The 18,177-nt window shown below is 64.0% G+C and carries 18 protein-coding genes and 1 tRNA gene; 14 read left to right on the top strand and 5 right to left on the bottom strand.

The genetic code is table 11. The features are described 5' to 3' along the window. Positions 1 to 47: 47 nt before the first annotated feature. Entirely contained in the window at positions 48 to 413 is a 366-nt protein-coding gene (locus tag AC07X9_RS05800; RefSeq protein WP_017184401.1) for a PilZ domain-containing protein, read from the top strand. 53 nt (positions 414 to 466) lie between these two features. Here AC07X9_RS05800 and AC07X9_RS05805 read toward each other — a convergent pair. Continuing rightward, a tRNA-Ser gene (locus AC07X9_RS05805) sits at positions 467 to 554 on the bottom strand. 135 nt (positions 555 to 689) lie between these two features. Here AC07X9_RS05805 and AC07X9_RS05810 point away from each other — a divergent pair. The 13 genes from AC07X9_RS05810 to AC07X9_RS05870 all read left to right on the top strand — a co-directional run bounded on the left by AC07X9_RS05810 (position 690) and on the right by AC07X9_RS05870 (position 12,709). Then, the gene (locus tag AC07X9_RS05810) at positions 690 to 1,736 is read left to right on the top strand and encodes a lytic murein transglycosylase (RefSeq protein ID WP_037514318.1); all 1,047 of its coding nucleotides are present in this window, start codon (positions 690 to 692) and stop codon (positions 1,734 to 1,736) included. Further along, positions 1,723 to 2,754, top strand: coding sequence for a septal ring lytic transglycosylase RlpA family protein (locus tag AC07X9_RS05815; RefSeq protein WP_026002254.1), 1,032 nt, complete (start codon positions 1,723 to 1,725; stop codon positions 2,752 to 2,754). The genes AC07X9_RS05810 and AC07X9_RS05815 overlap by 14 nt, the downstream gene beginning before the upstream one ends. A gap of 47 nt (positions 2,755 to 2,801) precedes the next feature. Then, positions 2,802 to 3,965, top strand: coding sequence for a D-alanyl-D-alanine carboxypeptidase family protein (locus AC07X9_RS05820; protein WP_017182363.1), 1,164 nt, complete (start codon positions 2,802 to 2,804; stop codon positions 3,963 to 3,965). Next, complete coding sequence (tmk, locus tag AC07X9_RS05825; RefSeq protein ID WP_017182364.1) at positions 3,962 to 4,588, top strand: dTMP kinase; 627 nt, start codon at positions 3,962 to 3,964, stop codon at positions 4,586 to 4,588. The genes AC07X9_RS05820 and tmk overlap by 4 nt, the downstream gene beginning before the upstream one ends. Continuing rightward, entirely contained in the window at positions 4,585 to 5,556 is a 972-nt protein-coding gene (locus tag AC07X9_RS05830) for a DNA polymerase III delta subunit-related protein (RefSeq protein WP_017182365.1), read from the top strand. The genes tmk and AC07X9_RS05830 overlap by 4 nt, the downstream gene beginning before the upstream one ends. Before the next feature lie 43 nt (positions 5,557 to 5,599). Then, positions 5,600 to 7,168 carry a methionine--tRNA ligase gene (gene metG, locus AC07X9_RS05835; protein WP_017182366.1) on the top strand — a complete coding sequence of 523 codons (1,569 nt, stop codon included), beginning with the start codon at positions 5,600 to 5,602 and terminating at the stop codon, positions 7,166 to 7,168. A gap of 4 nt (positions 7,169 to 7,172) precedes the next feature. Then, a complete protein-coding gene (locus AC07X9_RS05840; protein WP_017182367.1) occupies positions 7,173 to 7,946 on the top strand; it encodes a TatD family hydrolase in 774 nt (257 codons plus the stop codon). After that, positions 7,943 to 8,734, top strand: coding sequence for an MBL fold metallo-hydrolase (locus AC07X9_RS05845; protein ID WP_017182368.1), 792 nt, complete (start codon positions 7,943 to 7,945; stop codon positions 8,732 to 8,734). Before AC07X9_RS05840 ends, AC07X9_RS05845 begins: the two co-directional genes overlap by 4 nt. After that, a complete protein-coding gene (locus AC07X9_RS05850; RefSeq protein ID WP_017182369.1) occupies positions 8,734 to 9,357 on the top strand; it encodes a retropepsin-like aspartic protease family protein in 624 nt (207 codons plus the stop codon). Before AC07X9_RS05845 ends, AC07X9_RS05850 begins: the two co-directional genes overlap by 1 nt. Next, positions 9,354 to 10,655, top strand: coding sequence for an MFS transporter (locus tag AC07X9_RS05855; protein ID WP_017182370.1), 1,302 nt, complete (start codon positions 9,354 to 9,356; stop codon positions 10,653 to 10,655). Before AC07X9_RS05850 ends, AC07X9_RS05855 begins: the two co-directional genes overlap by 4 nt. Positions 10,656 to 10,802: 147 nt before the next feature. Beyond that, the gene (gene mazG / locus AC07X9_RS05860) at positions 10,803 to 11,582 is read left to right on the top strand and encodes a nucleoside triphosphate pyrophosphohydrolase (protein WP_017182371.1); all 780 of its coding nucleotides are present in this window, start codon (positions 10,803 to 10,805) and stop codon (positions 11,580 to 11,582) included. Then, positions 11,546 to 12,058, top strand: a complete 513-nt coding sequence (locus AC07X9_RS05865; RefSeq protein WP_017182372.1) for a GNAT family N-acetyltransferase — start codon at positions 11,546 to 11,548, stop codon at positions 12,056 to 12,058. The genes mazG and AC07X9_RS05865 overlap by 37 nt, the downstream gene beginning before the upstream one ends. A gap of 114 nt (positions 12,059 to 12,172) precedes the next feature. Then, positions 12,173 to 12,709, top strand: a complete 537-nt coding sequence (locus AC07X9_RS05870; protein WP_229380627.1) for a tetratricopeptide repeat protein — start codon at positions 12,173 to 12,175, stop codon at positions 12,707 to 12,709. An 8-nt stretch (positions 12,710 to 12,717) separates the two neighbouring features. Here the strand turns inward: AC07X9_RS05870 and hflX are convergent, their stop codons facing one another. The 4 genes from hflX to thiE all read right to left on the bottom strand — a co-directional run bounded on the left by hflX (position 12,718) and on the right by thiE (position 18,172). Next, complete coding sequence (gene hflX, locus AC07X9_RS05875) at positions 12,718 to 14,052, bottom strand: GTPase HflX (RefSeq protein WP_017182374.1); 1,335 nt, start codon at positions 14,050 to 14,052, stop codon at positions 12,718 to 12,720. A 4-nt stretch (positions 14,053 to 14,056) separates the two neighbouring features. After that, positions 14,057 to 16,714 carry an alanine--tRNA ligase gene (gene alaS / locus AC07X9_RS05880; RefSeq protein WP_017182375.1) on the bottom strand — a complete coding sequence of 886 codons (2,658 nt, stop codon included), beginning with the start codon at positions 16,712 to 16,714 and terminating at the stop codon, positions 14,057 to 14,059. 124 nt (positions 16,715 to 16,838) lie between these two features. Continuing rightward, the gene (locus AC07X9_RS05885; RefSeq protein ID WP_017182376.1) at positions 16,839 to 17,459 is read right to left on the bottom strand and encodes a glutathione S-transferase family protein; all 621 of its coding nucleotides are present in this window, start codon (positions 17,457 to 17,459) and stop codon (positions 16,839 to 16,841) included. Next, the gene (gene thiE / locus AC07X9_RS05890; protein WP_017182377.1) at positions 17,456 to 18,172 is read right to left on the bottom strand and encodes a thiamine phosphate synthase; all 717 of its coding nucleotides are present in this window, start codon (positions 18,170 to 18,172) and stop codon (positions 17,456 to 17,458) included. Before thiE ends, AC07X9_RS05885 begins: the two co-directional genes overlap by 4 nt. Positions 18,173 to 18,177 lie beyond the last annotated feature (5 nt).

Consider the following 18,177-nt stretch of genomic DNA (forward strand, 5'->3'; position numbering starts at 1 on the left):
CTGCGACAGATTCACATCTGATCCTGGGGGGAAACCGGGAGACAGCGATGAACAGCATCCATTACAGGCCGCAGGTCCAACGTCGCCGCGAAAGCCGCTTCATAGCCAATGCCCGCGCGACGCTTTTATGGGACGGTGTTACCGAACCCGTCACCATCCTGAATATCTCCTCCTACGGCGCGCTCGTCACCGGCCTGTATCTACCGCCGATCGGCGCGCGCGTTACGGTGATTGCCGACTATCTGGAAGTATGCGGCACGGTGATCTGGTGCGGCGTGGAGCGTTGCGGCCTGTTGCTGAGCCGAGAGATAGACCCATTGGCGGTGATCGCCGAGCCATCGGTCAGCACGGTGGACCCAACCCCGCAACGCGAAATCAGCCTGAAACGGATTGCGCCCGGAACCTACGCCTGAGCACCGCGAGGCCGGATAGGCCGCGCGTCAAAACCTCTAGCGAGATGCGATATTGGCGGAAGGGGTGGGATTCGAACCCACGGATGCTTGCACATCGGCGGTTTTCAAGACCGCTGCAATCGACCACTCTGCCACCCTTCCGTCGCCTCGCTTCCTAGCGCGCTGTGCTGGCTTGCCAAGCGCAAAAATCGCCTGGGGCTCGGTTCGTCGTCTAAACGGGCCATAGTTGCCATTAAGGGGATTCACCTGCCGTCCGGCCTGTGCAACAACGGGGGGATGAGAGATTCTCTGCGTTCGTCTGTATTTTCGCTGTTGCTGGGGCTGGCTGGCGTAACGGCTGGCACTGTTGTGCCGGGGGTTGCGCAGGCACAGGATGTGATGGATTTTCGCGCCTATCTGGAAAGCCTGCGACCCAAGGCGCGGGCGATGGGGATCAGTGACGCGACGCTGGACAGCGTGTTTGCGACGCTGACGCCCAATCCACGGGTCATCGCGCTGGACCAGACGCAGCCCGGCGGTGGCGCTTATTCGCCCATCCCCAATTTCGAACCCTATCGCCGCCAGCATGTCGATGCCGCGCGGATCAGGCGCGGCCAGACCGCCTATCAGGCCAATCGCGCGCGTCTGGCCCGGATAGAGGCGGAAACCGGCGTGCCGGAGGAGATCATGGTCGCCATTTATGGCCATGAAACCAATTATGGCAGCTATGTCGGCGATTTCGACCTGATCCGGTCGCTGGCAACGCTGGCGCATGAGGGGCGTCGGCGCACCCTGTTCGAGCCGGAACTGCTGGCGACGTTGAAGATGCTGGACAATGGTGTGCCGCGCAGCCGCCTGGTCGGCAGTTGGGCCGGGGCGACAGGCTATCCCCAGTTTCTGCCGTCGGTCTATCTGCGGCTGGCCAAGGATGGCGATGGCGACGGGCGGGCGGACATCTGGACCAGTGAGGCGGATGCACTGGCGTCGATCGCCAATTATTTCGTGCAGGCCGGATGGCGACGCGGGCAACCCTGGGGTGTGGCGGTCTCCGTGCCGTCCAGCTTGAACCGCGCCAGCGTGGCGGCAAAGACCAATCCGGCGCGCTGCCCGCGCGTATTCAACCGGCATAGCCGATGGCTGACCATGGCCGAATGGCGCAAGCTGGGCCTTACCCCGCAAAGCGGCGCCTGGCCCGCCGATACGGTGATGGCGACGCTGCTGGAGCCGGACGGGCCGGGCAAGACCGCCTATCTGCTGACCGGCAATTACCGGGCAATTCTGGATTATAACTGTTCCAATTTCTATGCTCTGTCTGTGGGGTTGCTGGCCGATGCGGTCAAATAAGGGGGGGAGGCTGCCTCTGGCGGCCGGGCTTATACTATTGCTGGCATCGTGCAGCGGCGGGGAGCAGCCGCCCGTGCCACCGCCGCCCGCATCATCGCCGCGCCCGCTGGCGCAGGGCGCGATGGTATCCGATGACCCCCTGATGATTGGCGCGCCCTACAGCGTCGGCAAGGTCACCTATACGCCCGAAGACGCGCCTAACTATGATGCGGTCGGTTATGCCGGCTGGTATGGCGAGGAGTTGCAGGGCAACAAGACGGCCAATGGCGAAACCTTCGTGCCGGAGGCGATTACCGCCGCGCACCAGACATTGCCGCTGCCCAGCTATGTCGAGGTGACGGCGCTCGATACCGGACGGACCATCCTGGTCCGGGTCAATGATCGCGGACCTTTCGCCAATGACCGGATCATCGACCTGTCGCGCGGCGCGGCGGAGCAGTTGGGCGTGATCGACGACGGCGCGGCGGCGGTGCGGGTGCGGCGCGTCAGCCCGCCCGATCAGGAACGGGTTGCGCTGCGCAGCCATGGCCGGGTGGCAGAGCGGCTGGAAACCCCGCCCGCCTTGCTGACCGCGCTGCGGGCCAAGCTGCCCGCCCGTCCCGCAGCAACGCCCGCAAAGGCAAAGGTCGTAGCAAGGCCAAGCGCCAAGACGCCGCCCAGGGCGGTCCGCGGCCCAGAGAAGCGCGGAATTGCGCCAACGCCCGCAAGGCAGGATGGCTTCGTGGTGGAAAAGGCGGGCGCGCCATCGGCGCCAACGCCTGTTGCGCCAGTTGCTCCTGCCTCTGCCGCCGCGCCAGCCGCCGCCCGGACTTATGTGGTGCAGGTCGCTGCCTTCTCATCCCGCGCCCGCGCCGAAACGCTGGCGAAGCGCATCGGCGCCAGGGCAGTGGAGGGCGACGGCGTGTGGCGGGTGCGCTTTGGCCCCTATCCCACGCAGGACGCCGCACAGGCTGGTGTGCGCGCCGCCGCAGCCAAGGGGTTTGAGAATGGCCGCATCATGGCTAATGACGCGCGATAGACATCGCGCACCACCCAAGCGATTCCATCCCATTTGAAGGCAGCCCCATGAACAAGTCCGTCGCAGTCCTCCTCTTCACCGGGCTGTTGGCCCAGCCGCTGACCGCAGCGGCGCCGCCCTACACCAGCGAAGCGCCGATCGCTTATATGAAGGATCTGTCGTCGGGCGCGGTACTGTATGACAAGGGCGGCGAAACGAAGATGCCACCGGCATCCATGGCCAAGATGATGACCGCCCATGTCGCCTTCCGCCTGATCCAGAAGGGCGAATTGAAGCTGGACACCATGTTCACCGTACGCCCGGAAACCTGGAAGCAGTGGCATGGCCCGGCTGCCGGTTCGACCATGTTCCTGTCGGCGGGCGAGCAGGTATCGGTGGAAAATCTGCTGCACGGCATAGTCACCCTGTCCGGCAATGACGCCTGCGTCGTTCTGGCCGAAGGGATTGCCGGGACCGAGCAGGCTTTCGTCGCGCTGATGAATGAGGAGGCCAAGCGCATGGGCCTCAAAAACAGTCATTTCGGCACCAGCAATGGCTGGCCGGACGAAGGCGTGACCTATGTGACCGCCGAGGATCTGGCCAAGCTGGCGCAAGGAACGATCGAGGAAACGCCCGATCTCTATAAGCGTTTCTACGCCACCCGTTCCTTCACCTGGGGCAAGACGATGGGCGGCGCGGACATTGCGCAGGGCAATCGCAACCCGATTTTGGGCAAGATCGCGGGGGCCGATGGCCTCAAGACCGGCCATACCGAAGAAGCGGGCTATGGCTTTACCGGATCGGCGGAACAGGATGGCCGCCGCCTGGTGATGGTGGTGGCGGGGCTGGGCAGCTTTAACGGGCGCATCCAGGAATCGGTCCGCTTCATGGACTGGGGTTTCAAGGCGTGGAAGGCGCAGCCCCTGTTCAAGAAGGGCGCGACTGTCGAAACCGCTGACGTCCAGCTGGGCAGCGCGACCAGCGTGCCGCTGGTCACGCCGCAAAATCTGGCGGTCACGCTGCCGCGCACCGCATCGACGAATATCTCCGTCAAAGTGGTCTATACCGGCCCGATCAAGGCGCCGATCGCCAAAGGGCAGAAGATTGCCGACCTGATCGTATCCACGCCCGACACGCCGCCGCAGGTTATGCCGCTGGTTGCTGGCGCGGATGTCGCTGAAGCGGGCATGTTCGGCCGGTTGTGGAATGGCCTGAAATCGCTGTTCGGGTGATAGAAGGGCGGTTCATCACGCTGGAAGGCGGAGAGGGCGCTGGCAAATCGACCCAGTTACGCGCCCTTGCCGCCGCTCTGCGCGCGCGCGGGCTGGAGGTCGTGGAAACGCGCGAACCGGGCGGCAGCGAAGGCGCGGAAGCGATCCGTTCGCTGTTGCTGACGGGCGGCGCGGATCGCTGGAGCGCGCGGGCGGAGGCTTTGCTGTTTGCTGCGGCGCGGGCCGATCATATCGAAAAGACGATCCGCCCGGCGCTGGCGCGGGGAGCGTGGGTGCTGTCCGACCGCTTTCTCGATTCAAGCCGGGCCTATCAGGGGCAGGGGGCGCTGTCCGACGCGGACATTGTGACGCTGCACCGGATCGGCAGTGAGGGCTTTCTGCCTGACCGGACCCTGTTCCTGACCTTGCCAGCGGGTGAGGCCGAAGCGCGGGCACGCGTGCGGGATGGTGGCGCATCGGACCGGATTGGCGGCCGCGACCAAAGCTTTCATCGCGCCGTGGCGGATGCCTTCGCTCGTTTCGCGACGGACGAGGCGGCGCGGTTCCGCGCGATCGATGCGTCCGGCGAACCCGGCGCGGTCACGGCCCGCCTGATCGATGCGCTGGCGGATCTGCTGCCATGACGTCCCTTCTGGGCCATGACGCGCAGGCCAGCACGCTGATCGACGCGGCGGCCAGCGCGCGGATGCATCATGGCTGGATATTGAGCGGGCCAAAGGGCATCGGCAAGGGCAGCTTCGCGCGCGCGATGGCGCTGCGTCTGCTGGCGGACGCCGCTGGCCCGCCGGTGGTGGGGTCGGGACTTGACGTGCCGGAAAGCCACCCGGTTCGCCGCCTGATCGAAGCGAGCGCCCATCCCGATTATGCCGAACTGTTCCCGCTGGAAAAGGATGGCGTCACCGCGCGCAACATCAGCGTGGATCAGGTGCGCGGACTGCAACGGTTGCTTCAGTCCGCGCCGTCGCTTTCGACCCGGCGGATCGTGGTGATCGACAGTGCCGACGATCTGGAGCGAGGCGCGGCCAATGCGTTGCTCAAAAATCTGGAAGAGCCGCCCGCCGACATGATCTTCCTGCTGGTCAGCCACGCGCCGGGCCGGTTGCTGCCGACGATCCGTTCGCGTTGCCGCACGCTGCGTTTCGATCCGCTGAGCGACGGGGCGATGCGCGCCATCCTGCGCGGCAAGGATGAAAGCCTGTCCCCGACAGAGATTGACGCCCTGATCCGCGCGGGCGAGGGGTCGCCGGGCAAGGCGCTGCGTTATCTGGGCCTGAACCTGGCGGACATAGAAAGCGCGATGGCGCGGATCGCGCAGGATGGCGACCGGGACAATCGGCAGCGACTGGCGCTGGCCAAAGCGCTGGCGATCAAATCGGCCAAGCCGCGCTATGAGGCGTTTCTGGAACGCGCGCCCGCCTTCATCGCGCAGGCCGCGCGGCATCGCAGCGGGTCCGCGCTCGGCGTGGCGCTCGACCATTGGGAAAAAGCGCGGCATCTGGCGAGCGGGGCGGTGATCCTGTCGCTCGATCCGGCGGCGGTGGTTTTTGAACTGGCCGGCCATGTCGCGGCGCTTGCGCCACCATCGGCCTGAAAAGCGGCTTCCCGCCCGACGCAACAGCCGCTAGGGACATCGCATGTCCCAGCCCTATACCATCACCACCGCCATCTCCTATCCCAATGGCCGCCCCCATATCGGCCACGCCTATGAGGTGATCGCGACCGACGCGATCGCCCGTTTCCAGCGCATGATGGGCCGCGACGTCTTCTTTCAGACCGGCACGGACGAACATGGCCTGAAAATGGCGCAGACGGCGCGGAACCGGGGGATCGAACCCGTCGCGCTGGCCGATGAAATGTCGGGCTATTTCCGTGATATGAACGATCGGCTTAACATCAGTCATGATCGTTTCATCCGCACCAGCGAAGCGGCGCACCATCGCGCCAGCCAGGCCATCTGGCAGGCGATGGAGGCCAATGGCGACCTGTATCTGGATCGGTATGAGGGCTGGTATTCGGTCCGCGACGAAGCCTTTTACGACGAAAAGGAACTGACCGACGGGGAAGGGGGCGCCAAGCTTTCGCCACAGGGCACGCCGGTTGAATGGACGGTCGAGGAAAGCTGGTTCTTCCGCCTGTCCAACTATCAGGACAAATTGCTGGCGCTCTACGAAAGCCAGCCCGATTTCATCCGTCCGGACAGCCGCCGCAACGAGATTTTACGTTTCGTCGAAGGCGGCCTTTCGGACCTGAGCATTTCGCGCACCAGCTTCGACTGGGGGGTCAAGGTGCCCGGCAGCGATGGTCATGTCATGTATGTGTGGGTTGACGCGCTCACCAACTATCTGACCGGCTGCGGCTATCCCGATGATGCCGACCGCATGGCAAGATATTGGGCGGAAGGCGGCGACATCACGCATATTATCGGCAAGGATATTGTGCGTTTTCATGCGGTTTACTGGCCAGCCTTTCTGATGAGCGCGAAGCTGCCCTTGCCCAAGCAGATTTTTGGTCATGGCTTCCTGCTCAACCGGGGCGAGAAAATGTCCAAATCGGTCGGCAATGTCGCCGACCCGATCGAACTGGCCGATCGGTTCGGTGTGGATCAGTTGCGCTATTTCCTGTTGTCGGAGGTCACTTTCGGCAATGACGGCAGCTATAGCGCGGAGGCGATCGTCCAGCGCTCCAACAGCGATCTGGGCAATGCGTTCGGCAATCTGGCGCAGCGGACGTTGAGCTTCATCGCCAAGAATCTGGACGGCAGACTGCCGGCCATCCACGGACATGATCCGGCGGACAGCGAGTTGTTCGATCTGATCGACCGGGTCGTGCGTACCGACATGCCTGCCGCCATGGCCGATCTCGCGCCGTCCGTCGCGATCGACGCATGGCTGCGCGCCGCCTTTGCCTGTAACCAATATATCGACGCCCAGGCGCCATGGTCATTGCGCAAGACCGACCCGCAGCGGATGGAGACGGTGCTGGCGACGCTCTACATCGCGATCGCGCAACTGGCCGTCGCGGTCCTGCCGGTCATCCCCGCCAGCGCGACCGCGCTGCTCGATCATATGGGCATCCCCGCCGACAAGCGCAGCTACAACGCGATCGGCGATCACTGGTATTCGCCACTGGCCGAGAGCGACTTCACCCTCGCCGCGCCCAAGCCGCTCTTTCCCAGGCTCGAACTGACCGAAGCGGACGGGTGAACCCATGCTGATCGACAGCCATTGTCACCTGAATTACAAGGGGTTGATCGAGGATCAGCAGAATGTGCTGGAACGCGCGCGCGCGTCCGGCATCGACCTTATGCTCAACATCGCCACGCGCGAAAGCGAGTGGGACGCGGTGCTGGACACTGCGATCCGCGCGCCGGACGTGTGGGCGACGGTTGGCATCCATCCGCATGAGGCGGACGAGCATCCCCATATCGACACCGCCAAACTGGTCGCCCGCGCAGCGCACCCCCGCGTCGTGGGCATCGGCGAGACGGGCCTGGATTATTATTATGACCATAGCGACCGTGACCGGCAGCGCAGCAGCTTCCGCTCGCACATCGTCGCCGCCCGCGAAACGGGCCTGCCGCTGATCGTCCATACCCGCGATGCGGAGGAAGATACGCTGGCGGTGATGCGTGACGAGATGGGGAAGGGAGCCTATACCGGCGTCATCCACTGTTTCACCGCCAGCGGCGCCTTTGCCGACGCCGCGCTGGAACTGGGCTTCTACATCAGCATATCGGGCATCGTGACCTTCAAGAGCGCGAAGGATTTGCAGGAAACCGCCGCGCGCCTGCCGATCGACCGGTTGCTGGTGGAAACGGACTCACCCTTTCTGGCGCCGGTGCCGCATCGCGGGCGTCCCTGTGAGCCGGCCTTCGTCGCCGACACGGCCAAATTCCTCGCCAATCTGCGCGGCGAAAGCCTGGAGGATCTGGCCGCGGCTACCTCCACCAATTTCCGCACCTTGTTCAAGAAGGTGGCATGAGCCTGAAACTCACCATCCTGGGCAGCGGCACATCGTCGGGGGTTCCGCGCATCGGTAATGATTGGGGGGCGTGCGATCCCACCGAACCGAAAAACCGCCGTACCCGCGTGTCCATTCTGGTCGAAAGCGCGACGACGCGAATATTGGTGGATACATCGCCCGACATGCGCGCCCAGTTGCTCGCGGCCGATGTGATTGCGATCGACGCGATCTTGTGGACCCATGACCATGCCGATCACAGCCATGGCATCGACGATGTCCGGCAGCTGTTTCACCATCGCCGCGTGCCGCTGCCCGGCTATGCCCGATCGCAAACGCTCAACCTGCTGCGGCAGCGCTTCGGCTATGCCTTTGAAGGGCGCAACGGTTATCACCCGACCGTCGACGGGCGGATCTTGCCCGATGGCCTGCGGATCGGCGACATCGACATTGCCTGCGTCGATCAGCCGCATGGCGAAATCTATTCGACCGGCTTTCGCTTCAGCCATGGCGGCAGGTCCGTCGCCTATGCCACGGATTTTCATGACCTGACGCCCGATATGCTGGCGCTGTACGACAGGGTGGATGTGTGGGTGGTGGACGCGCTGCGGGAAAAGCCGCACCCCACCCATCCCCATCTGGCGCTGACGCTGGATGGCATCGCCGCCGCCCGGCCCGGTCGCGCGATCCTGACCCATATGGACCAGAGCATGGATTATGCGACATTGCGCCGCACCCTCCCCAGCGGGGTCGAGCCAGGCTATGACGGCATGGTGATAATGTTGGAAGCGGTGGAGCAGGGGGATTGATGGACAGCGGCGATCAGGCGGCATCAACCATCTGGTATGTGCTGGCACTGGTGCTGGTCGGCTCCGCGCTTATCGGTCGGCGGCTGGCCTGGGGCGGCGTGCTCCGCATGGCGTTGTTATGGGTCGCCATCTTTGCCGGGCTGCTCGGCCTGTTCAAACTGGCGCAGGACGAAGGCTATCTGACCGGCCGTTGGGCAGAGCAAGGCGATCTTGTCGATGAAAGCCCGGCGTCGCTGCCGCCAGCCAAGGCGCAAGGCCAGTCGATCCGCATTCCCGTAGCGCCCGATGGCCATTATTGGGTCGAAGCGACGATCAATGGCACGCCTGCCCGTTTCCTGATAGACAGCGGCGCGACCATCACCGCGCTGTCGGAAAATACCGCGCGCGCGTCTGGCCTCAACTATGACGTCGGCGCGCCCGGCGTCGTCATGACCACCGCCAATGGCAAGGTGGAAGCGCGGCGATCCAGCATCGCCAGCCTGGTCGTCGGTCCGATTGTAACGACCGATCTGCCCGTCGTGGTGTCATCCAGCTTTGGCGAGGTCAATGTGATCGGCATGAACATGCTGTCCCGCCTGAAAAGCTGGGGCGTGCAGAATGGCGAAATGGTGCTGACGCCATGACCGCCCCACTAGAAACTGGCGCCCCGACCCAGCGCGAGCGGCTGAAAGCCATTATCGGCGGTTCGACGGGCAATCTGGTCGAATGGTATGACTGGTATGCCTATGCCGCCTTCACCCTCTATTTCGCACCGCATTTCTTTCCCAGCCAGGACCGTACAGCCCAGTTGCTGAGCGCGGCGGGCATCTTCGCCGTCGGTTTCCTGATGCGACCGATCGGCGCATGGCTGATGGGCGTTTATGCCGACCGGCACGGGCGCAAGAGCGGGTTGACGCTGTCGGTCGCGCTAATGTGTGCGGGATCGCTGTTGATCGCGGTGACGCCAGGCTATGAGACGATCGGCGTCGCAGCGCCCTTGCTGCTGGTGCTGGCGCGGTTGATGCAGGGGCTGTCGATCGGCGGGGAATATGGCGCGAGTGCGACCTATCTCTCCGAAATGGCAGGCAAGAACCGGCGCGGCTTTTTTTCCAGCTTTCAATATGTGACGCTCATCGCCGGGCAACTGGTCGCGATCTGCGTGCTGCTGGTGTTGCAGGCCGTACTGAGCGAGGCGCAACTGGATGCATGGGGCTGGCGGATACCCTTTTTCATTGGCGGGGGGCTGGCGGTCATTGTGTTCTGGCTGCGGCGCGGGCTGGCGGAAACGCAGAGCTTTGCCGTGGCGAAGGCCGAGGGCGCGCCGAAATCGGGCTTCGTCGAATTGTTGACGAAGCACCCGCGTGAAACCGCGACGGTGATGTTGTTGACCGCTGGCGGCACGATCGCTTTCTATGCCTATTCCATCTACATGCAGAAATTCCTGGTCAATACGAGCGGGTTGAGCCGGGAGGCGGCATCGCAGATCAATGCAGCGACGCTCTTTGTTTTCATGCTGTTACAGCCCGTTGCTGGCGCGCTGTCGGATCGGATCGGGCGCAAGCCGCTAATGATCGGCTTCGGCGTCATGGGCGTGCTTTGCACCTATCCGATCTTTGCGACGCTGGCGGTGACCAAGAACCCGCTGGTCGCAGGGCTGCTGGTGATGGTGGGACTGGTGATCGTCACCGGATATACATCGATCAACGCCGTGGTGAAGGCCGAGCTGTTTCCCGCGCATATCCGCGCGCTGGGCGTCGCGCTGCCTTATGCGCTGGCCAACACCATGTTCGGCGGGACGGCGGAACTGGTCGCCTTATGGTTCAAGCAAGCCGGTATGGAGCAGGCATTCTACATCTATGTCAGCGTGATGATCGCCATCTCGCTGGTGGTCTATGTGCGGATGAAGGACACGGCGAAAACCAGCCTGATCCGGGAGGATTGAGGCAAAGCCGACACTGAGCCGAACATAGGCGCAGATGATATGTGATTTAACATAATATATATTATCGGACTAAGATCACGCCTGTCTGGTCATCCCCCGGCAGAGCCACTATCGCCATTTTGACTCCATCATCATCGCAGGTTCCCCATGTCCAAAGCCAGCCCCGCCGACATCATGCCGCTCGCCAATGTCATGGCGCAGTTGCGCGATCCCGATACGGGCTGTCCGTGGGACATCGAGCAGGATTTCGCCTCGATCGCGCCCTACACGATCGAGGAAGCCTATGAAGTTGCCGACGCGATCGAGCGTAGCGACATGGTGGCGTTGCGCGACGAATTGGGCGATCTGCTGCTGCAAGTGGCATTTCACAGCCGGATGGCCGAACAGGCCGGGCATTTCAGCTTGCAGGACGTGATCGACGGCATCACGCAAAAGATGATCCGGCGGCATCCGCACGTCTTTGGCGACGGCCTGGCGCGGGAGGACGGCCATGCCCAGTGGGAAGCGATCAAGGCGGCTGAGCGGGCCGAAAAGGAGCCTGATCCCAGCGCGCTGGCCGGGGTAGCGATCGCCCTGCCCGCATTGTTGCGCGCGGAAAAATTGCAGAAGCGCGCGGCCCGGACTGGGTTCGACTGGCCCGATAGCGATGGCGCGATCGCCAAGATCGTCGAGGAACTGGACGAGGTGCAGGGCGCGACGACACAGGCCGAGCGCGAAGAGGAGGTGGGCGATCTGCTGTTTGCCGTCGTCAACCTCGCACGGCATTTGAAGGTTGACCCGGAAGTTGCTCTGCGCGCGGGCAATGCCAAGTTCGACCGGCGGTTCCGGATCATGGAAACGCTAGCTGGAGAGGCCTTTACCGCTCTGCCGCTCACTGAAAAGGAAGCGCTGTGGCAGCAGGCCAAGCGCGCGGGGATGCCAGCGTGATCCGCGCGATTTCGCCTGCCGATCATGACGCAATCTGGGCGATATTGGAGCCAGTGATTCGCGCGGGCGAAACGCTGGCCATCCCGCGCGATATGACGCGGCAAGCCGCCCTCTCCCTCTGGCTCTCGTCCGATCGCACCGTGCGCGTCCTGGAGGAAGACGGCGCCGTTCTGGGCATATTCTATGTGCGCGCCAATCAGATGGGCGGCGGCGCACACGTCGCCAATGCCGGCTATGTCGTGGCGCAGCACGCAACCGGACGCGGCGTCGCGCGCCGCATGTGCGCCGCTTCGCTCGATCTTGCACGGGCGTTGGGTTTTCGCGCGATGCAGTTCAACTTCGTGGTGTCGTCCAATGTACGTGCGGTGGCTCTGTGGCAGGATATGGGCTTTGCCGTGGTCGGGCGGTTGCCGGAAGTGTTTGATCATCCTGCCCTTGGCTATGTCGACGCGCTGGTGATGTTCCGAGCGTGGTAAAGGGCGCATCGGTGCCAGACATAGTCCAGAAAAGGTTTGGAATTAAAACTCATATTTGACAGCTGCTTGACAATGGCATAGCCTAAACCTCCAGATATGTTGGAGGAATTTGCGATGCGCCTGACGATCCTTTTCCCACTCCTGTGTGCCGTGGCAGTCCCTGCCTATGCCCAGCAAAATGGCACCGGCATTTCGGGCATTCATTTCGACGCCGGCAGTCCGATGGGCGTGGTGCCTATCACAGGCTTTGGCCCGGACAATTTTAAGGGCGGCAATCGCTCGACGTCGTTGGATCAGGCGCGGCAGTTGATCGCATCGGGTGATCTGATGCAGGCCGACAAGCTGCTTGCAACCGTGATTGGCGAAACGCCCAGCCGCGAGGCGCGATTCCTGAAAGGCGTGACCAAGCTGGGCCTGGGTGATGCCGCTTCTGCCCGTCGCTATTTCGAACAGAGCCTCTATCGCGGTCGCAACGGCCATCCCGGCGCGATGTCGGGGCTGGCCATCGCCGAAATTAAGCTCGGCAATGTCGATGCCGCGCGGGATATTTTGCACAAGTTGCAATATCAGCAGGAAAAATGCGGTCATAGCTGCGACCGCGCGGGATCGCTGAAACAGGCAGTCGGCGTAGTCGAGAAGGCGCTGGCGTAACGCCAGCCCTACCCCTGCCCACGCTTTCCGAACCGTGCGAAGGCGGCGTCCGATAGCCGCACTTCGACACGGGTTTCCTCGCCCTGCGCGTCGCTCGACAGCACTTCGCCATGCTCATGGAGCCAGGCCAGCGCCGCGCCGTCAGCTGCCGCGATGCGCAGGCCATAGACTTTGGCACCGGCGGTCATCTTGGTGCTGATGGCACGTTGCAGGTCGGCGACACCTTCCCCTGTCAGCGCCGAAAGGATCACGACATCGTCGCGGCGCGATGCGGTTTCCCGCGCCAGCGCTTCGGCTTCCGCGTCGAGCAGGTCCAGCTTGTTCCACGCCTCGATAATCGGCGGCGCGGCAGGCTCGTCTTGGGCGCGGTCTAGCGCGCCCTCCCCGGCCACGCCCAACTCGCTCAGCACGTCCAGCACATCGTCGCGCTGGGCATCGCTGTCGGGGTGGGCAATGTCGCGCACATGGACGATCAGGTCGGCGGACAGCACTTCCTCCAGCGTCGCGCGGAAGGCGGCGATAAGCTGGGTCGGCAGGTCGGAAACGAAACCCACCGTGTCAGACAGGATCGCCTTGTCGAGGCCGGGAAGCGCGATCTGGCGCATGGTCGGATCGAGCGTTGCAAAGAGCAGATCCTCCGCCATGACGTCAGCCCCGGTCAGGCGATTGAAAAGCGTGGATTTTCCAGCGTTGGTATAGCCGACCAGCGCGATCACTGGCCAGGGTGCGCGCTGCCGCCGGGCGCGGTGGAGGCCGCGGGTGCGGGTGACCTGATCCAGTTCCTTGCGGATCTTCGCCATCCGGTCGCGGATCATCCGCCTGTCCGCCTCGATCTGGGTTTCGCCGGGGCCACCAAGGAAGCCGAATCCGCCGCGCTGCCGCTCCAAATGGGTCCAGCTGCGCACCAGGCGCCCTGCCTGATAGTCGAGATGGGCAAGCTCCACCTGCAACCGGCCTTCATTGGTGGCGGCCCGTTCGCCGAAAATTTCGAGGATCAGGCCGGTCCGGTCGATGACCTTGGCGCCGACCGCCTTTTCCAGATTGCTCTGCTGAACCGGCGACAGGGCGTTATCGACGATGACCAGCTCCGCCTCTTCCTGGTTCACCAGCGTGGCGATCTGCTCCACCTGACCGCTGCCGAACAGTGTCGCAGGCTTGCGATCGCGCACGCGGAAAGCCTGCGCCGCGCGCACGTCTATGCCGATGGCAAGCGCCAGACCGCCCGCTTCCTCCAGCCTTGCGTCGCTGTCCCGGCGTTCCGGTCCGTGGGTTTCGGCATGGACGACCACGGCGCGAGCGCCGCGGGCGACTTCATCATCGGAATCGCGGTTGAATATGGCCATGAGGTTAGCCGGGAACCCCCGCAAGCCTGGCCTTGACCGCGTCGATCGCCGCCGCCGCCTGGTCGCCGTCCGGGCCACCGCCCTGCGCCATGTCGGGACGGCCACCACCGCCCTTCCCGCCCAGCGCCTCGACGCCGATGCGCACCAGATCGACCGCGCTGATCGTGCCGGTGAGATCATCGGTCACGCCCACGGCAATGGTCGCGCGGCCATCGACCACCGCTACGATCGCAGACACGCCGCTACCCAGCGTCTTTTTATTGCCGTCAACGATGCCGCGCAATTCCTTGGGGTCCAGCCCTTCGATGACCTGCGCCATGAAGCTGACAGTGCCGACCTGTTCGGGACCTGCCGGGGCCGCGCCCGATGCGCCGCCGCCCAAAGCCAGCGCCTTCTTCGCTTCGGCCAGTTCACGCTCCAGCTTGCGGCTCTGTTCCACCAGCGCGGCGATGCGGGCCGGCACATCTTCCGGCGCGGTCTTGAGCGTGGCAGCGGACTGGCGCAGCTTGTCCTCACGATCGACCAGCCAGAGGCGCGCGGCCTCCCCGGTCAATGCCTCGATCCGGCGGACGCCGCTGGAAACGGCGCTTTCCGATACGATCTTGAGCAGGGCGATGTCGCCGGTCGCGCGGACATGGGTGCCGCCGCACAGTTCGACCGAATAATGATTGTCGTCCCCCCTACCCATCGAAAGGACGCGGACCTCATCGCCATATTTTTCGCCAAACAGCGCCATCGCGCCCGCCGCGATGGCGTCGTCGGGCGTCATGAGGCGGGTCGTGACCTCTTCATTATGGCGAATCTGCGCGTTCACATCCGCCTCTATCCGCGCGATCTGCGTATGGGTCAGGGCGTCAGGATGCGAGAAATCGAAGCGCAGCCGATCGGCAGCGACCAGACTGCCCTTTTGCGTCACATGCGCGCCCAATTCCCTGCGCAGCGCAGCATGGAGCAAGTGGGTAGCGCTATGGTTGGCGCGGATGCGGTCACGGCGATCGACATCGACGCTCAACTGCACCGTGTCGCCGACCTTGACGCTCCCCGCCTCGATCATGGCGCGGTGGGCGTGGAGGCGACCGAGCGGCTTGGCGGTATCCTCCACCTTTGCCGACAGGCCGCCAAGCGAGGCGATGAGGCCCGCATCGCCCATCTGGCCGCCGCTTTCGCCATAGAAGGGCGTCTGGTTGGTGATGATGGTGACCGTGTCACCCACGCCAGCGCTATCGACGCGCGCGCCGTCCTTGACGATGGCCTGCACTTCGCCCTCACCCTTGGTGGAGGCGTAGCCGACAAATTCGGTGCTGCCGAGCGTTTCGGCAATGTCGTACCAGATGTCGTCCGAGGCTTTCTCGCCCGATCCTTTCCACGCGGCGCGGGCGGCGGCTTTCTGTTCCGCCATGGCGGCGTCAAAACCCGCGCGGTCGACGCCCAGCCCCTGCGTGCGCAGCGCATCTTCGGTCAGGTCGTAGGGGAAGCCATAGGTGTCGTAGAGCTTGAACGCGGTTTCGCCAGGCAGCGTGCCGCCTTCGCCCAGGCCCGCGGTAGCTTCGTCCAGCAGGCGCAGGCCGTTTTCCAGCGTGCGGCGGAAACGGGTTTCCTCGCGCAGCAGCGTTTCCTCGATCAGCGGCTGGGCACGGACCAGTTCGGGATAGGCGCCGCCCATTTCGGACACGAGGCTGCCGACCAGGCGATACATCAACGGGTCTTTGGCGCCGATGATGTGCGCGTGGCGCATGGCGCGGCGCATGATCCGGCGCAGCACATAGCCGCGACCTTCATTGGCGGGCAGCACGCCGTCTGCGATCAGGAAGCTGGTGGAGCGCAGATGATCGGCGATGACGCGGTGGCTGGCCTGGAGGTCACCATCGGTCGCGGTTTTGGTGATCGCGCCGCTTTCGGCAATCAGCGCCTTGAACGTGTCGGTGTCATAATTGTTATGAACGCCCTGCATGACGGCGGCGATCCGCTCCAGACCCATGCCGGTGTCGATCGACGGCCTGGGCAATTCGCTGACGATCTCATTGGCTTCCTGCTCATATTGCATGAACACCAGGTTCCAGATCTCGACGAAGCGGTCGCCATCTTCCTCCGGACTGCCGGGAGGGCCGCCCCAGATATGGTCGCCATGATCGTAGAAGATTTCCGAACAGGGGCCGCAGGGGCCACTGTCGCCCATTGCCCAGAAATTATCCTTCGTCGGGATGCGGATGATCTTGTGATCGGGCAGGCCGGCGATCTTCTTCCACAGGTCGAACGCCTCGTCATCGGTGTGATAGACGGTGGCGGTCAACTTTTCGGCCGGAAGCCCCCATTCCTTGGTCAGCAGGGTCCAGGCATGGGTGATCGCCTGTTCCTTGAAATAGTCGCCAAAGCTGAAATTGCCCAGCATTTCAAAGAAGGTATGATGGCGCGCGGTATAGCCGACATTGTCGAGGTCGTTATGCTTGCCGCCCGCGCGGACCGACTTCTGGCTCGACGTCGCGGTCTTGTAGGGGCGGGTTTCAAGGCCGGTAAAGACATTCTTGAACGGCACCATCCCGGCGTTGACGAACATCAGCGTCGGGTCGTTGTGCGGCACCAGCGGCGCGGAGGGAACGATGGTGTGGCCGTTGGCCCCGAAATAGTCGAGGAAGGAACGGCGAATGTCGTTGGTCGATGTCATGGGGGCGATTTAGTGGGAAGCGGCCCGCCGCACAAGCGGGGCTTTTTGTCGTGGAGGACATTCGCACGTCACGCGGCAGCAACTGTCGATAGCCGGATGGATATAGGCAGGGACACAACGCCGATCAGGCGTAGGCATAGGGGCCGCCCGCCGCCAGCGCCGCCTGATAGGCGGGGCGTGCCTGCATCTCGGCCAGCCAGCGCATGATCGCGGGCCGCGAACCGTTCAGGCCGCCGCGCGCGCGGGACGCTTCGATCGGGAAGCTCATCATCATGTCCGCGGCGGTGAAACTGTCACCGGCGAAATAGGGACGCGACGCCAGTTCGCTTTCCAGCCAGTCGAGATGATCATCGAGCATGCGTTGCACCGTGGGCCGCGCGGGGCGACCAAGCAGGCCGAGCTTGCCTATGATGAGCAGCGCGAGCAGCGGCGGCATCATCGATCCTTCGGCATAATGCATATATTGGCGGTAGCGGATCGCCCCCGGCGCGTCTGCCGGTGGGCCGAATCGGCCTGCGCGGGCGACCAGATAGTCCATGATCGCGCCGGTTTCGATCAGCGCATGGCCATCCACCTGCACCGCCGGAGAGCGCCCCAGCGGATGGATGGCCCGCAACGTGGCTGGCGCACGCATCGTCTTGCGGTCGCGTTCGTAGCGGATGACCTGATAGGGTTCGCCCAGTTCCTCCAGCAGCCAGAGAATGCGTTGCGACCGGCTGTTGTTGAGGTGATGGACGATGATCATTTGGGTTCCGACGCTCCGTTACGGACCTGTTGCAGCACATCGGCAAAGGCTGCAACGCCAGCGCCCGGCCCCCCCGGATGGTTCCACACCGCGCTGCTGACCGCCAGAAAATCCGCCCCCGCCGCGACCAGCGGCGCTGCGTTTTCCGCCGTCACCCCGCCGATTGCGACGCAGGGCAGTTCGAACAGCGTGGTCCACCACCCCAGGATGGACGGTTCGGCATGGTGCAACACTGCCTTCGTCTTGGTGGGATAGAAGGCACCGAACGCGACATAGTCGGCCCCCGCCTCCCCCGCTTCCATCGCCAGATGGCGGCTGTCATGGCAGGTGACGCCAATCTGCACCTTGGGGCCAAGGATTTTGCGGGCCTCCCGCGGGTCGCCATCGCCCTGCCCCAGATGCACGCCGTCCGCGCCCAGGCGCTGCGCCAAAGCGACGCTATCGTTGATGATGAACGCTACATCACGCTGCTCGCAAAGCGCCTGCAACGGCGTGGCGAGCGCGGCAATCGCGTCCTCTTCCAGCCCTTTGAGCCGCAACTGGAACGCGGCCACATCCCCGCCGTCCAGCGCCGTGGCCAGCGTGTCGACGAAACTGGCGTCGATGGTGGGCGGGGAGATCAGATAAAGCTGGCAGGCCGGGCGGAAACCCTGTTCGAACTGGTCGGCGAAATGCGGGTCGAGCGCCAGCTCTTCATCTGTAAAATCGGTCATGCTTC

Source organism: Sphingobium sp. GW456-12-10-14-TSB1 (genome assembly GCF_059424385.1).